Annotated in this window: 15 protein-coding genes; 10 read left to right on the forward strand and 5 right to left on the reverse strand. The window is 60.5% G+C overall.

Going from position 1 to position 14,302, the window contains the following annotated elements; genetic code table 11:
* Window positions 1-41 precede the first annotated feature (41 nt).
* The 5 genes from IMCC21224_RS06655 (at window position 42) to IMCC21224_RS06675 (ending at window position 6,017) form a co-directional block, all read left to right on the forward strand.
* Window positions 42-1,364: a helix-turn-helix domain-containing protein gene (locus IMCC21224_RS06655; protein WP_047994685.1), complete on the forward strand. Its 1,323-nt coding sequence runs from the start codon at window positions 42-44 to the stop codon at window positions 1,362-1,364.
* Window positions 1,365-1,469: 105 nt separating this feature from the next.
* Window positions 1,470-1,847 carry a response regulator transcription factor gene (locus IMCC21224_RS06660; protein ID WP_047994686.1) on the forward strand — a complete coding sequence of 126 codons (378 nt, stop codon included), beginning with the start codon at window positions 1,470-1,472 and terminating at the stop codon, window positions 1,845-1,847.
* On the forward strand, window positions 1,844-2,140 hold the full coding sequence (locus IMCC21224_RS06665; protein ID WP_047994687.1) for a hypothetical protein: 297 nt from the start codon (window positions 1,844-1,846) through the stop codon (window positions 2,138-2,140). Before IMCC21224_RS06660 ends, IMCC21224_RS06665 begins: the two co-directional genes overlap by 4 nt.
* Window positions 2,137-4,812: an ATP-binding protein gene (locus IMCC21224_RS06670; protein ID WP_047994688.1), complete on the forward strand. Its 2,676-nt coding sequence runs from the start codon at window positions 2,137-2,139 to the stop codon at window positions 4,810-4,812. Before IMCC21224_RS06665 ends, IMCC21224_RS06670 begins: the two co-directional genes overlap by 4 nt.
* A 155-nt stretch (window positions 4,813-4,967) precedes the next feature.
* Window positions 4,968-6,017 carry a flagellar motor switch protein FliM gene (locus tag IMCC21224_RS06675; protein ID WP_197089175.1) on the forward strand — a complete coding sequence of 350 codons (1,050 nt, stop codon included), beginning with the start codon at window positions 4,968-4,970 and terminating at the stop codon, window positions 6,015-6,017.
* 53 nt (window positions 6,018-6,070) lie between these two features.
* Here the strand turns inward: IMCC21224_RS06675 and IMCC21224_RS06680 are convergent, their stop codons facing one another.
* From IMCC21224_RS06680 to IMCC21224_RS06695, 4 genes are read right to left on the reverse strand one after another with little or no spacing between them, the layout of a single operon-like run.
* Window positions 6,071-6,490 (reverse strand): TIGR01244 family sulfur transferase, encoded by a 420-nt coding sequence (locus IMCC21224_RS06680; protein WP_047994689.1) that lies wholly within the window; start codon window positions 6,488-6,490, stop codon window positions 6,071-6,073.
* 9 nt (window positions 6,491-6,499) lie between these two features.
* Complete coding sequence (locus tag IMCC21224_RS06685; RefSeq protein ID WP_047994690.1) at window positions 6,500-6,934, reverse strand: DUF6691 family protein; 435 nt, start codon at window positions 6,932-6,934, stop codon at window positions 6,500-6,502.
* Window position 6,935: 1 nt separating this feature from the next.
* Window positions 6,936-7,361 carry a YeeE/YedE family protein gene (locus tag IMCC21224_RS06690; protein WP_047994691.1) on the reverse strand — a complete coding sequence of 142 codons (426 nt, stop codon included), beginning with the start codon at window positions 7,359-7,361 and terminating at the stop codon, window positions 6,936-6,938.
* Between the two features lie 26 nt (window positions 7,362-7,387).
* Complete coding sequence (locus IMCC21224_RS06695) at window positions 7,388-8,251, reverse strand: MBL fold metallo-hydrolase (protein WP_047994692.1); 864 nt, start codon at window positions 8,249-8,251, stop codon at window positions 7,388-7,390.
* Between the two features lie 361 nt (window positions 8,252-8,612).
* Between IMCC21224_RS06695 and IMCC21224_RS27690 the strand changes: the two genes are divergently transcribed.
* Window positions 8,613-8,840 carry a hypothetical protein gene (locus IMCC21224_RS27690; protein WP_156178157.1) on the forward strand — a complete coding sequence of 76 codons (228 nt, stop codon included), beginning with the start codon at window positions 8,613-8,615 and terminating at the stop codon, window positions 8,838-8,840.
* 184 nt (window positions 8,841-9,024) lie between these two features.
* Window positions 9,025-11,019, forward strand: coding sequence for an enoyl-CoA hydratase-related protein (locus IMCC21224_RS06700; RefSeq protein WP_047994693.1), 1,995 nt, complete (start codon window positions 9,025-9,027; stop codon window positions 11,017-11,019).
* A 7-nt stretch (window positions 11,020-11,026) separates the two neighbouring features.
* On the opposite strand, the gene IMCC21224_RS06705 is transcribed toward IMCC21224_RS06700, so the two are convergent.
* On the reverse strand, window positions 11,027-11,242 hold the full coding sequence (locus IMCC21224_RS06705; protein ID WP_047994694.1) for a hypothetical protein: 216 nt from the start codon (window positions 11,240-11,242) through the stop codon (window positions 11,027-11,029).
* A gap of 120 nt (window positions 11,243-11,362) precedes the next feature.
* Between IMCC21224_RS06705 and IMCC21224_RS06710 the strand changes: the two genes are divergently transcribed.
* The 3 genes from IMCC21224_RS06710 (at window position 11,363) to IMCC21224_RS06730 (ending at window position 14,253) form a co-directional block, all read left to right on the forward strand.
* A complete protein-coding gene (locus tag IMCC21224_RS06710) occupies window positions 11,363-11,623 on the forward strand; it encodes a DUF2312 domain-containing protein (RefSeq protein WP_047994695.1) in 261 nt (86 codons plus the stop codon).
* A 276-nt stretch (window positions 11,624-11,899) separates the two neighbouring features.
* Window positions 11,900-12,987, forward strand: a protein-coding gene (locus IMCC21224_RS06720; protein ID WP_156178101.1) for an IS3 family transposase whose coding sequence is annotated in 2 segments (ribosomal slippage) — window positions 11,900-12,161 and window positions 12,161-12,987 — 1,089 coding nt in all. Because the reading frame shifts where the segments join, the coding sequence is not laid out codon by codon here.
* Between the two features lie 136 nt (window positions 12,988-13,123).
* A protein-coding gene (locus IMCC21224_RS06730; protein ID WP_156178107.1) for an IS3 family transposase occupies window positions 13,124-14,253 on the forward strand; the annotation gives its coding sequence in 2 pieces (ribosomal slippage) (window positions 13,124-13,364 and window positions 13,364-14,253; 1,131 coding nt in all).
* Window positions 14,254-14,302 lie beyond the last annotated feature (49 nt).

A 14,302-nucleotide genomic window follows, 5' to 3' on the forward strand; every position in this document is an offset into this window, starting at 1 on the left:
GTCGCAGCGCAGAAAGGTATTGTTAGCGAAAGGAAATTACCATGCCGCGGGACACGTTGACCGGCAGCCGCATTCGCGAAAGACGGATCATGGCGGGGCTGCGGCAGACTGATCTCGCCAAGCGGGCAGAGATCTCGGCCTCGTATCTGAACCTGATCGAGCACAACCGCCGCAGAATCGGCGGTACTCTATTGCGGCGCATTGCCGGAATCCTCGGGGTCGAGCAGGCCTTGCTGACCGATGGCGCAGAGGCAACGCTGGTTGCGTCCCTGCGCGAGGTGGCGTCGGATCAGCGCGGTGTGGGCGCAGAGCTGGATCAGGTCGAAGAGTTTGCCGGTCGGTTTCCCGGTTGGGCCGCGCTGCTGGCCGGGACCGGTCGGCGTGTCGCCGCGCTGGAACGCACGGTTGAGACGCTGACCGACCGGATGACCCATGATCCGCATCTGGCGGCCTCGCTGCACGAGATGCTGACCACGGTGACGGCGATCCGGTCTGCCGCATCGATCCTGGCCGAGCCGGGCGAGATCGAGCCAGAGTGGCAGATGCGGTTTCACCGCAACATTTACGATGACAGCGCCCGGTTGGCGGAAACCAGCCGCGGACTGGTCAGCTATCTTGAGGCTGCCGACGATGCCTCGGCTGCGATCAGTGTGCCGCAGGAAGAGGTGGACGCGTTGCTTGAGACTGCGGGCCATCATTTTGCTGGGCTGGAAGCCGGGCAAACCACGCCGGATGCGCTGGCTGAAAAGTTGACAGGGGGGGCGTCCGATGCGGCGCAAGATCTGTTGCGCCGGGGGCTGCAACGCTATGCCGAAGATGTTGAACGTCTGCCCGAGGCAAAGTTACGGGATCTTGTGACACAGACCGGGCCCGATCCGCTGGCGTTGGCACAGGCGGCGGGCGTTGATCCCGCACTTGCGATGCGGCGTCTGGCCAGCCTGCCAGAGGATGTTTTGGCCGATCCGGTGGGGCTCGTGATCTGTGACGCGTCGGGTACATTGACCTATCGCAAGCCGCTGCCGGACTTTGCCATGCCGCGGTTTGGGTCGGCCTGCCCTCTATGGCCATTGTATCGCGCGCTGAACCGTCCCGGCATGATGCTGGCCGAATATGTGGCGCAGCCGGGTCGCGCGGCCCGGCGGTTTCGTGCCTTTGCGCTGGCACAGCCGGTAGGGCCCGTGCAGGTGAACCGCGATCCGTTGTTTCAGGCGCATATGTTGGTTGTGCCTGATCCTGCGCCCGCTCCGGCATCCGGTGCCCAAACCGGACTGGTCGGGGTCACTTGCCGGATCTGTTCACGCAGCCGCTGTGCCGGACGGCGTGAGCCGTCAATCCTGGGTGGGCCTGAAGCAGAGGAATTTTGACAGCGGCCTGCTTCTTGATGATAAGGAAGAGGCGGGACACAGGAAACAAGGGCGCAAGACCCGGCCTGTCCCGCATATGCATGACACGGGGGGAGAGGACGGGGAATGGCCAAGCATGTTCTGGTGATCGAGGACGAACAGAACATCATCGAGGCGATCAGTTTCATTCTGTCGCGGGATGGCTGGTCGGTCCACACGCATTCCAACGGCGCCACTGCCGTCGAGGCGGTACATGCGCGCGCGCCGGATGTTGTCATCCTTGATGTGATGCTGCCGGGGCGCAGCGGGTATGACATTTTGCGCGACCTGCGTGACGATCCGCGTACCCAGGCGCTGCCGGTGCTGATGCTGACCGCGCGTGGCCAAAGCCGCGACCGCGAGATGGCGCAGCGGGCCGGTGCCAGCCGCTACATGACCAAGCCGTTCAGCAATGCCGAGGTGCTTGAGGCGCTTGAGGCGTTGCGGGCGCTGGGCACACCATGAGTGACGGCCCACGGCCTCGGGTACCGCTGTTTCTGGAGCGTCAGACTTACCGGCGGCGCAGGCTGATGGACGCGGCACGGTTTCTGCCGGTGCTGGGCCTGCTGCTCTGGGCCGTGCCGCTTTTGTGGCAAAGCGGGGTGGTGGCCAGTTCCGGCGCGCTGATCTATATATTTGGCGTCTGGCTGACGCTGGTGTTGGCAGCTTTTGTCCTGTCGTTCAGGTTGCGTCTGCGCGGCGATGAGCCTGGTGCAGACAGCGGAGCAGAGTTCCGGGGTACGGATAGCGGCGTATGATGACGCTGAACGCGCTGGTCGCGATTTGCATCGCTTATGTGATTTTTCTGTTCTCGGTCGCGTTTGTGGCAGAGCGGTCGGCCTTGCGGGGGCGGGTGCGCTGGCTGCGTGCGCCGGTGGTCTACACGTTGTCGCTGTCGATTTACTGCACTGCCTGGACCTTTTACGGTGCTGTTGGATCGGCGGTGCGCACGGGGTTTGAGTATCTGACGATTTACCTTGGGCCGAGCCTTGTGATGATTGGCTGGTGGTGGGTATTGCGCAAGCTGGTGCGCATCGGTCGCAGCCAGCGGATCACGTCGGTCGCTGATCTGATCTCGTCCCGCTATGGCAAGTCGAACCTGCTGGCGATTGGTGTGACCTTGCTGGCTGTGATCGGGACGACACCTTATATCGCCCTGCAACTTCAGTCTGTAACGCTGAGCTTTGAGGTCTTTGCCCAGCCCGGTGTCCCTTCGCCCGAAGAGGGCGCGCGCAGTTTCACGGCCTTGTGGGTCGCGGTTGGGCTGACAATCTTTACCATTATCTTTGGCACCCGAAACCTGGATGCCAACGAACGCCATCACGGCGTGGTTATGGCCATCGCGGTCGAGGCGGTGGTCAAGCTGGCCGCGCTGATGGCGGTCGGCATCTTTGTGGTCTGGGGCGTCTCGGGCGGAGTCGCGGCGACACTGGATCGCATCGACGCTTCGGAACTGGGTGAATGGCAGATGGACGGCGGTCGCTGGGCGGGTCTGACGATGTTGTCGGCCGCGGCTTTCCTGTGTCTGCCACGCATGTTCCAGGTGCTTGTGGTCGAAAGCGATGATGAAACCCATCTGCGCACAGCGAGTTGGGCGTTCCCGCTGTATATGATGCTGATGAGCCTGTTTGTGGTGCCGATTGCGGTGGTCGGGCTGGATCTGTTGCCGCCGGGGTCGAATCCGGATCTGTTTGTACTGACTGTGCCCCTTAGTCAGGGACGCGAGGGGCTGGCTGTCCTGTCGTTTCTTGGTGGCTTCAGCTCGGCGACGTCGATGGTGATTGTGGCGGCGATTGCGCTGTCGACGATGGTGTCGAACCATATTGTCATGCCGATCTGGCTGCGTCTGACCGGTGGCGGTGCATCTGTATCGGGCGACGTGCGCAATGTGGTGATCCTCGCCCGGCGGCTGTCGATCGGCGGCGTGGTGATGCTGGGGTATCTCTATTATTCGTTGTCCGGGGGCGGCACCGCACTGGCGGCAATCGGGCTGGTGTCGTTTGCTGGGTTGGCGCAAGTGTTGCCTGCGATGATGGGCGGCATCTTTTGGCGCGGTGGAACCCGTGTGGGTGCGCTCGCGGGACTGACCATCGGCTTTGCCATCTGGATGTATGCGCTGTTCCTGCCCAGCATTGGTGGCGGGATCTACTCTGATGCGATGATGGCGCAGGGGCCGTTCGAGTGGACCTGGCTGCGGCCGCAGGCGCTGTTCGGGATCGAGGGGCTGGACCCGTTGATGCATGCGTTGCTCTGGAGCATGTCGCTGAATTCCATAGCCTATTTCACCGCCTCCTTGGCCAGTTTCCCGGCGCCGCTAGAGCGGTTGCAGGGGGCGCAGTTCGTCAACGTCTTTCAGCACAGCACCGGCCCGCGCAGCTGGTCCGGTGGGGTTGCCCAGACCGAGGATCTGATGATCATGGCACAGCGCATCCTGGGCGCAACAGAGGCGCAGGCGCTGTTCAGCCGCGAGGCGCAGCGCCAGGGCGCGCGCGGCGCGCTGCCAGAACCGTCGCCGGATTTCCTCGAGACGTTGGAACGGGAATTGTCCGGGTCGGTCGGGGCGGCCACAGCGCATGCTATGGTTGGTCAGATCGTCGGCGGCATGTCCGTGTCGGTCGAGGATCTGATGGCCGTCGCGGATGAAACGGCGCAGATGATGGAGTATTCCGCGCGGCTCGAGACCCAATCGAACGAGCTGAGCCGCACCGCGCGGCAATTGCGCGAGGCGAACCAGAAACTCACCCGGCTGTCGGTGCAAAAGGACGCTTTTCTCAGTCAGATCAGCCATGAACTGCGCACGCCGATGACTTCGATCCGTGCGTTCTCTGAAATCCTGCGTGATGGAAACGGGCTCAGCACCGAAGATCAGGAGAAATACGCCACGATCATTCATGGCGAGGCGATCAGGTTGACCCGGCTGCTGGACGATCTTCTGGATCTGAGCGTGCTTGAGAACGGTCAGGTCAACCTGAACCTGCGTCACGGCACATTGCGTGCGGTGTTGGACCGGGCGGTTGCTGCGACCGGAATCGAGGGCGTGCTTGAGATCCGGCGCGACCCCGGACGTGAACAGCTTTTGTTGCACAGCGATTTGGACCGACTGAGTCAGGTGTTCATCAATCTGATTGCCAATGCGCGTAAATATTGCGATGCCGCGCAGCCTTTGCTGGAAATTCGCGTCGCTCAGGATCACGGTCTGCTGGTGATAGATTTTGCCGACAATGGAACAGGTGTGAGTCGCGAGGCACAAGACCTGATTTTCGAGAAATTCGCCCGCGTCAGCGACGGTGAGGCCGGCGGTGCCGGGCTGGGACTTGCGATCAGCCGCCAGATCATGACGCGGCTGGGTGGCGAAATTGCCTATCTACCGGAGCAAGGAGGCGCGGCATTTCGCGTGACGCTGCCAGCCGATATTGCCATGGCGCAGTAATTCTGGCGGCTTAAATCGATTGGTAACCAAATCCGCCGATAATCGGTGACGAGGCAGCCGAACGATGGGCGATATACGCAATGGGTGAACCAGCAAGGCAAGATGTTCTGGGCCAGAAGGCGCGTGCTTCACGGCGGGCGTTTGAGGCCCGCGCAATGTCACCAGTCAAGGCGCTGCGGTTGGCATTGTCGCGCACAGCAGATGCGCTGTGGGATCTGGCACTGGTGACACAGGGGGTCCAGCTGGAGTTGCTGGATCAGGAGGGCGCGCATGAGGCGGTGCCGGATGGTCTGCTGCTGGTGCTGCTCGACGGTCCCGACGGGGTTGCCGGGCTGGTTGCGGTAGATCGGAACGTGATGACAGCGATGACCGAGGTGCAAACCATCCTCCAGGTGACCTCGCTCCCGGTTGAAGAGCGCGCGATCACCCATACCGACGCTGCCATGATGGCGCCACTGATCGACGGCGCCTTGTCGCGATTCGAGGCCAATCTTGAAGGTCATCCTGATCTTGAGATGCTGTCAGGCTATCGTTTTGGCGCAATGGTTGAGGATTCCCGAACCGCTGGTCTGCTACTCGAGGCGGCGCGGTATCGTTTGTTTCGGGTCGCGATGGATCTGGGGGGGGGCAAACGGCAGGGCGATTTGCAAATCATGCTGCCCGAGCGAGAGATTGCTGCGCCGCAGCGACCCGAGGTCGAGCAGGGTCCGGGTCCGCATGAACAACGGCTGATGTTGGTGCCGGCGCAAATCGACGCGGTGCTGTGCCGAATGCGATTGTCGCTGCACAAGGCAGCAACGCTGAAGCCGGGGGACCTGCTGGAATTACCGGTCGACGCGCTGGGAACCGCCGAACTGATGGTCGGACAGAGGCATCGGATGGCACGTGGTAAAATGGGGCAGATGAACGGGTTTCGCGCGATCCGGCTGGAATGGCCGTTTTCCATGGCGCAACACGAGGTCGCGGCAGCATTAGAGAACCAGGCGCCTGATTTGGAGGGACCGACCGACACCGTGCCCACCGCTATTGATTCTGACGCCGATGTGGCGTCGGTCTCTGTCCCCGTGTCACTGGATCAGGCAGAGGAGGATTTACCCGACCTGCCGCCGATAGACTTTGAAGATGGCGCGTTTGAAGGCGACGAAACAGCGTTCAACTTTGATCCTGACGCACTTGATGCCGACGCAGAGTGGGACGAAAAGTGATCCGGGATCAGTAGAAAATCGGACAGGCTGGCGGTTGGACTGGTGAAAACCGCTCAGGCAAGTGAGTCTAGCGTCGTGCGTAGCCCGGACAGATCGTACCCGGCAGCGGTGGTCGCGGCCAGAATTTCGTCGGTCGAAAGCGTGCCAGCCTGTCCAAGCGCCCAAATGACCGAGCAGCGCGTGCCCGACGCGCAATAGGCCAGAACCTGCCCGGGAGCAGCCGAAACCAGTTCCGCCTGACGGGCTATATTCTCGGCAGTCATGGTCTGGTGGGTCAGTGGCAGCAGTTCAAATTCAAGACCTGCTGCGCGCACTGCCATCTCGATCGCGGCGGCCTGATGGCTTGGTGGAACCTCGGCATCGGGGCGGTTGCAGATTACTGTCGTGAATCCTGCATCCCTGAGGGCAGGAATATCCTCGACACTGATCTGTGGTGCGACGTGATAGCGGGGCGTGATCTGGTTTATTTGCATGAGGATCGATTACTCTGCCGGAAGGGTTCTGTCCAGACGGGACCGCAGCGCTGGGGCCAGCGCCATGCCCGCCAACATTGCCATGCCAAAGGTCAGAACCGGTATGCCGCCATAGCTGAGCGCGGCAATGACCGGTCCGGGGCACAGCCCGGCCAGCCCCCAACCGATGCCAAACAGAACAGAGCCGATCACGAGATTGCGACCCAGGCCTTGGTCGGGCTGTGAGGGAAAGGCGCCGCCCAGCAGCGGTGCGGTCCGGCGTCGCGCGATTTGCCAGGCCACGGCCATGGGCACAATCGCACCACCCATGACAAAGGCCAGTGTCGGATCCCAGTCGCCAAAGACATCTAGCCAACCCTGCACCTTGGCAGTGTCGGTCATACCCGAGACAAAGAGGCCCGCGCCAAAGAGCCCTCCGGCGAGCAGGGCATAGAGGTTTCGCACTTCAGATCACCCCCAGAAAATGGCGGAACAGGATCACACTCAGTCCGCCGGCGAGAATGTAGAACACCGTGGCCACGATCCCGCGCAGACTAAGCCGCGAAATACCGCAGACCCCATGCCCCGAGGTACAGCCATTTGCCAAACGGGTGCCCACCCCGACCAACAGCCCCGCGCTGATCAGCACGACGATATTGCCGGTGGCATGGGTGTCAGGCGCGCCGAACAGTAGGGCCATCAATGCAGGCAGCCCGAGCACCCCAGCCAGAAAGCATAGCCGTTCACGTCCCGTTACACGGCCCGACCCGTCGACCAACCCGCCGATGATGCCGCTGGCCCCCATGATCCTGCCGTTGGCCAGCAGATACACCGCGCCCCCTGTGCCAATCAGAAACCCGCCCAGCAGGCCGTATATCCAGTCCATTTGCATCCCGAGTCCTTTGGCAAGATTTCGCGTCAGATCTTGTTCAATGGCACTTTGAGAAAGACGTTGCCCAGCGCATCCGCAGGCGGCATCTGACCTGCACGCATGTTGATTTGCAATGATGGGATGATCAGCCTTGGCTTGCTGAGCGTGGCGTCACGGGCGTCGCGCATGGCAACGAATTCTTCGCGCGATTTGCCGCCGCCAATATGCACGTTCAGCGCCTTTTGCGCGCCGACGGTCGTCTCCCATGCGAACTCTTCCCGACCGGGTGCCTTGTAATCGTGGCCGACAAAGATCCGGGTCTCGTCCGGCAGGGCGAGGATTTTTTGCACCGAATTGAACAGCATTTCAGACGAGCCTCCGGGGAAATCGCAGCGCGCGGTGCCAAAATCCGGCATGAACAGCGTGTCGCCGACAAAGGCCGCGTCGCCGATCACATAGGTCAGGCAGGCCGGTGTATGGCCCGGTGTGTGCAGCACATCTCCGCGCATCTGCCCGATGTGAAAGCTGTCGCCTTCTTTGAACAACTGGTCGAACTGAGATCCGTCGCGCTGAAATTCGCTGCCTTCGTTAAACACCTTGCCGAAGGTGTCCTGCACTTCGGTGATAAGCGCGCCGATGCCGATTTTGCCGCCCAGATGCAGCTGTAGGTACGGCGCGGCGGAAAGGTGGTCGGCGTGGACATGGCTTTCGAGCAGCCATTTCACATCGAACCCGTGCTGGCGCACAAAGGCGATGATTGCGTCGGCTGATCGCGTGTCGGTGTGCCCTGACGCGTAGTCAAAGTCGAGAACGCTGTCGATGATCGCGCAATCTGATCCAGACGGGTCGCGGACCACGTATGAGATCGTGTTGGTGGCGTCGTCGAAGAAACCGGTGACGTCTGGCGACATGGGGAACCCTTTCATTTCGGACGTATGAATACATATATAGATTTGGGAATGTGTTGCAAGCTGTGGATGCGCTATCGGTGTCACAAACCTGAAACAGCAGCTGTGCAACTATGACTTGATCGACTCGGCCGAGCTGGGGCAAACTACCGCTAAGCGCGAGTGATTTGGGGGTGTAGGAGGCGCTCCTGGATCTGGATGATTTAAGGGGGCTTCCGACGCTCTGTCATTTTGCGGCATGGGGCGGTCCTGGACGGATAGAGGATCGTGTCGAGTTAAGCGGTGCAACGTGTCTTGGAACCAAAGGCAAAGCCGATGCATTTTTTCGGTATATGCAAAGCTGACCATGTGAGGGAGGAAACACATGACGGATCACAGCCAGACTACACCCAGTACCGGAACACCAAGAGCCGGAAAATCGACAGTACGCACTACAGAAACCGCGTCGGTTGAAGCGCGCGTCGACCGGACAACGCAGGCTTTGTGGCACTTAGGCGTCATTGGATCGAGCAAAGGACGATCCCCAGGCGCGCGGCGCGATCAGGCGCATGACGAGTCGCTGGAGGATCAGTTCGACAACATGCCGATCTGATCTTGCCACTGCGAGCCCGCGACGCACCCATCTGTCGCGGGCAACCTGACCCTTTCGACGCGATTCCATCTGACGCCAGGGTTGCCATGGGCGTCGTTCTGGCGTCTAATGTGCTGCAAACGCGTATCAAAATCGCGTAAACCCGAGGGGAAACGACGCGCAAGCGCCGTGTGGGGGCAGGTGTATGAGTGATCCGATCATTTATTCCGTTCGCGAAGGTGTGGCCTTTGTCGCGGTATCGCATCCGCCGGTGAACGCGCTGAGCCTTGCTGTCCGCAAGGGTCTGATCGCGGCGCTGGCGCGGGCCGAGGCGGATGAGACTGTTTATGAGATCGTTCTGATCGGGCAGGGGAAAACCTTTCCTGCCGGGGCGGACATTGCTGAATTTGATCTGCCGTTAAAGGAACCGTTGCTGCCAGAGGTCTGCGACCGGATCGAGGATTGCACCAAGCCGGTTGTGGCCGCGCTGCATGGCACGGCGCTGGGCGGTGGGTTTGAAATCGCGCTGGCAGCCCATTACCGCATCGCTCATGACAGTGCACGCGTTGGACTGCCCGAGGTGCGTTTAGGATTGCTTCCCGGCGCTGGCGGCACCCAGCGCGCGCCGCGACTGGGCGGGGCCAGGGTTGCGCTCGACATGATGCTGAGCGGGCAGGCCTATCCGGTGAACAGCCCGCCGGCGCAGGTGTTTCTGGATGCGATGACCGATGGTGACCTGGCCAAGGCGGCGCAGGCCTTTTGTCTGAAGCTACGCGAGGCAGGCAAGGGGCCGCGCCGGACACGGGACCGGCGCCGTGGTTTTGTTGACCCTGCCGCCTACCAGGCCGAAATCGAGGCCCGGCGCAAAAGTGTCGCCGCGCGGCCGGAGCTGGCCCCCCAAGAGATCGTCACCGCCGTCGAGGCCGCGCTGCTGTTGCCGTTCGAGGCCGGAATGGCACTGGAATGGGATTTGTTTTCGGATTGTCTGGACTCGGATCAATCGGCGGCCCTGCGTCACGCGTTCTTTGCCGAACGGCGCGCGAGAAAATTTCCGCTGGAGCCAGGGCAAGTCGTGCCTGAGATCGCCGCAATCGCCGTTTTGGGCGGCGGGCCGTTGGCACTTCACATCGTGCTGACGGCGCTGACCGCCGGTCTTGTGGTGCGATGGGGGACACGTGATCCGCAGATCCTGCAGGCCGGTGTGTCGCAGCTAGGCGCGCTGTTCAATCAGGCGGAAGCAGCTGGTGGGCTGACGCGCGAACAGGCGCGCGCACATCTGGCGCGGCTGACGACCGGCGAAAGTGCCGAAATGGCGCGCGGCACGGACATGATCCTGCATGCCGCACGCGGGCAGGGCAATGTTCCCGCGCCTGACGATGTGGTGCGCGCCGTCGCCATGCCCGGTCGGGTCGAAGAGCTGGGCCTGCGCTTTGCACATCCGGTCCATACCGCCCGGCTGGTCGAGGTGGTCGCGGGTCCGCTTGTGACCTCGAAACAGCTGGCGGCAGGTCTAGCGCTGGTGCGGCGTCTGAGTAAAGTGGCGGTGCGGGTTGTGTCGGAGGGCGACAGCATTGCCGGACGGATGACGGCGGCGCTGCACCGCGCGGCAGATGCATTGGTGGACGCGGGGCAGAGCCCCTATGCGGTGGATGCGGCACTGCGGGACTGGGGTTGGAACCACCCGCCGTTCGAGTTGCGCGACGCGCATGGCATGGACGAACTGGCACAGGCATCACGGGCAGAAGGTGCGCGAAACTGGTCAAAGTTCTGCGTCGAGAACGGGCGTAGCGGGCAGGCCAGCGGGGCGGGGGTTTACCTTTATCCTGCGGACGGGGGCGCGCCGGAACCTGATCCCGAAATGGAGCGCCTGCTTGCCGGTCAACGCCCGACACTGGCCCCAATGCCGCCAGCGCGTCTGGTCGATCTGTTGCTAGGCGCGCTGGTCAATGAGGGCGCGCGATTGCTGACCGAAGGCTGGGTGACGCGCCCGTCGGATATCGATATCGCGATGATGCTTGGGCTTGAGTTTCCGCGCTGGCGCGGCGGGCCAATGAAAGCGGCGGATTTGACGGGGCTTTTGCGGCTCAGTCAGGCACTGTCGCGGTTTGATCACGCGGATCGTGCGTTCTGGGACCCGCATCCATTGTTTGGTGAGCTGATCAAAAATGGCCGCAGGTTCGAGGCACTGAATCGCGTGTGACGCGGGCCTAGCCCAGAAAAATACCAACGATCACCAGCATCAGGCCGATCACCGACACAAACAGCGATCCCAGATTGAGCGGCATCACCTTTTGGACGGCAGCGCGCAGTTCATCGTCGGACAACCCTGCTTTGCGGGCGCGGGCAACACGGATGATGCACCACATCAGCCCGACAAGCCCCGCGACCGAAATTGCTGCTCCGCTCCAGATCAGACTATCCATGTATCACCTTTTCCAAAGATCCGACCGACGCGCGGTAATTCATTCGCTGCCCTGCTGCAACCCCTTGATGGAGCGCGGGCAGAGCGCTAGGAAAAGGCAAACCCTGAGGAGAGACAGAGCATGGACGACCAGCAGGCCGCCGACACCTACCGCGTCACAGCAGACGAATTGCGCCAATTTATCGAGCGTATTGAACGGCTTGACCAAGAAAAGAAAGACATCGCCGAGCAGCAGAAAGAAGTGATGGCTGAGGCGAAAGGCCGTGGCTACGACACCAAGATCCTGCGCAAGGTGATCGCGCTGCGCAAGCGCGAGCCCGATGATATTGCCGAAGAAGAAGCAGTGCTCGAGATGTACAAGGAAGCGCTCGGGATGTCATAATGTGAACATAAGCGTTTGATATTGTTTAATTAAATACTGGGTGTTGCGCATGAACTCTGTTGGGAAAATCGGGTTTTGGATTTTCCCGGTGAATCCAGCGTGATAGCTGTGGGACATGAGCAGACCATCACCCCCGTCCTACAAGATCAAGAACTGGCGGGCCTACAACGAAGCGCTCAAGCGCCGGGGCTCGCTGACGATCCACTGGTAATCCCCCCCGAAAGTAAGGGGCTGCGGAAGTAGAATTTTCTCGGCAAGATGCATGAGGAGATTCAGATGAAGATGACGAGATACAGTGAGCCGCAGATCCTTGCGATCCTGCGCCAGGCCGAAGGCGGTGTTCCGGTGGCCGAGCTTTGCCGCGAACATGGTATGAGCACAGCGTCCTTTTACAAATGGCGGGCGAAGTATGGCGGGATGGATGCTTCAATGATCGCGCAGACCAAGGCGCTTGAAGACGAGAACCGACGCCTGAAGAAGATGTTCGCAGAGTTGAGCATGCAGAACGAGTTGCTGAAGGAAGCCCTTGGAAAAAAGTGACTGGGCCATCTCAGCGACGAGAGATGGCCGCAACGGCGGTAGAGCGACGCGGGGTCAGTGTCGCCGTGGCGTGCCGCACCTTTGGGGTTAGCGAGACCTGCTATCGCTACAGCCCGCTTCTGAGCGATGAGAACGAACAGATTGCCGATTTGCTTGTCGGGCTGACGGATACGAGGAAGACTTGGGGCTTCGGACTTTGCTATCTGCACCTGCGCAACGTCAAAGGTCATCCGTGGAACCATAAGCGGGTCTATCGCATCTATTGCGCGCTGGAACTGAACCTGCGGATTAAGCCCCGCAAACGGCTAAAGCGGGATAAACCCGACGCGCTGGCGGTACCCGAGGCCCCCAACATGACCTGGTCGATGGACTTTATGGCCGACAGGCTGAGCGACGGTCGTCAGTTTCGACTGCTGAACGTGCTGGACGACTTCAACCGCGAAGGGCTTGGCATTGAGGTCGACTTTTCATTGCCTGCTGAACGCGTGATCCGGAGCCTCGATCGCATCATCGAATGGCGTGGCAAGCCCGGCACGATCCGGGTCGATAATGGCCCTGAATACATCAGCATCAAGCTGCTGGAATGGGCTGAGAAACAAGGTGTTACCCTCCAGCACATCCAACCAGGACAGCCCCAGCAGAACGCCTACATCGAACGTTACAACCGCACCGTCAGGAATGAATGGCTGGACCAACACATCATCGAAAACATCGAGGAGGCCCAAGACTTCGCCACGCAATGGCTCTGGACTTACAACAACGACCGCCCGAACATGGGCATCGGCGGCATCACACCCGCACAGAAACTGAAAATGGCCGCGTAAGTTCTACGGCTGCACCCCATTAAAAATGGGGGGATTACCCACTGACCGGCAGTGCATTGCGCAGCAATGTCACTGGACTTGTCGCGATTTAGTTCCGGTCTCTTTCGAGCGATATTCGCAATGAAGGAGACACAAATTGGCACCAAGATACAGCGACGAGTTCAGACGTGATGCGGTTCGCATTGCAACAAGCAGTGGACTGACGCGACCTCAGATTGCGTCTGATTTAGGGGTTGGTGTTTCGACACTGAACAAGTGGGTTCAACACCATCAGAATGATGACCTGATGTCCGGCCCGCATGAGGATGTGGAGAAGGAGAACGCCCGCCTTCGCAAAGAGAACCGGCTACTCCGCGAGGAGAGGGAAGTGTTAAAGAAGGCGACGATCTTCTTCGCAGGCCAAAAGGCGTGAGGTTTGCCTTTATCGACACCTGGAAGAAGATCTGGCCCATTGAGTTTCTATGCCGCGTTTTGCGGGTAACTTCCCGTGGGTTTCGCGCCTGGAAGATCCGCCCTATCAGCCGAAGCCAGCGAGATGACATGGTGCTGTTGGCCCATATCAGAGAACAACACCGCCTTAGCCTGCAAAGCTACGGCCGACCTCGCATGACGGAGGAACTGCGCGATCTCGGTCTTGTTGTCGGGCACCGCCGGGTAGGCCGGTTGATGCGTGAGAACGCGATCAAGGTTATTCGAACCCGTAAACATAAAGTCACGACTAACAGCAATCACGCCTTCAATGTCGCCCCCAACTTTCTTGATCAGGACTTCTCTGCTGATGGCCCAAACCAAAAATGGGCAGGGGACATTTCCTACATCTGGACGAGCGAGGGATGGCTGTATTTGGCCGTGATCATCGATCTTTACTCCCGCCGGGTCATTGGCTGGGCGGTCAGTAACCGGATGAAGCGGGACCTGGCCATCAAGGCATTAGACATGGCAGTAGGGCTGCGAAAGCCACCCAAAGGCTGTATCCATCATACGGATCGTGGCTCTCAATACTGTTCAGGTGACTATCAGAAAAGTCTGAAGCAGCATGGATTTCTGGTCTCAATGAGCGGCAAGGGAAATTGTTATGACAATTCCATGGTCGAGACCTTCTTCAAATCTCTGAAAGCCGAACTGATCTGGCGTCAGAAATGGGCGACCCGCAGACAAGCAGAAGGAGCAATATTCCAATACATCAATGGGTTCTACAACCCGCGAAGACGGCATTCATCCCTTGGCGGGAAAAGTCCCTTGGCTTTCGAGAGACGGGCTGCCTAACATGAGCTGAGAGACCGGAACTTTTGCGTGGCAAGTCCAGACCGGTCTG

This window comes from Puniceibacterium sp. IMCC21224, assembly GCF_001038505.1.
Lineage (GTDB): Bacteria > Pseudomonadota > Alphaproteobacteria > Rhodobacterales > Rhodobacteraceae > Puniceibacterium.

Bases quoted from the DNA above. Each gene is read 5' to 3' on its own strand.
- IMCC21224_RS06665 (WP_047994687.1), top strand. From the start codon at position 1,844: ATGAGTGACGGCCCACGGCCTCGGGTACCGCTGTTTCTGGAGCGTCAG.
- IMCC21224_RS06705 (WP_047994694.1), bottom strand. From the start codon at position 11,242: ATGGATAGTCTGATCTGGAGCGGAGCAGCAATTTCGGTCGCGGGGCTT.
- IMCC21224_RS06675 (WP_197089175.1), top strand. From the start codon at position 4,968: ATGTCACCAGTCAAGGCGCTGCGGTTGGCATTGTCGCGCACAGCAGAT.
- IMCC21224_RS06670 (WP_047994688.1), top strand. From the start codon at position 2,137: ATGATGACGCTGAACGCGCTGGTCGCGATTTGCATCGCTTATGTGATT.
- IMCC21224_RS06695 (WP_047994692.1), bottom strand. From the start codon at position 8,251: ATGTCGCCAGACGTCACCGGTTTCTTCGACGACGCCACCAACACGATC.
- IMCC21224_RS27690 (WP_156178157.1), top strand. From the start codon at position 8,613: ATGACGGATCACAGCCAGACTACACCCAGTACCGGAACACCAAGAGCC.
- IMCC21224_RS06710 (WP_047994695.1), top strand. From the start codon at position 11,363: ATGGACGACCAGCAGGCCGCCGACACCTACCGCGTCACAGCAGACGAA.
- IMCC21224_RS06700 (WP_047994693.1), top strand. From the start codon at position 9,025: ATGAGTGATCCGATCATTTATTCCGTTCGCGAAGGTGTGGCCTTTGTC.
- IMCC21224_RS06655 (WP_047994685.1), top strand. From the start codon at position 42: ATGCCGCGGGACACGTTGACCGGCAGCCGCATTCGCGAAAGACGGATC.
- IMCC21224_RS06680 (WP_047994689.1), bottom strand. From the start codon at position 6,490: ATGCAAATAAACCAGATCACGCCCCGCTATCACGTCGCACCACAGATC.
- IMCC21224_RS06660 (WP_047994686.1), top strand. From the start codon at position 1,470: ATGGCCAAGCATGTTCTGGTGATCGAGGACGAACAGAACATCATCGAG.
- IMCC21224_RS06690 (WP_047994691.1), bottom strand. From the start codon at position 7,361: ATGCAAATGGACTGGATATACGGCCTGCTGGGCGGGTTTCTGATTGGC.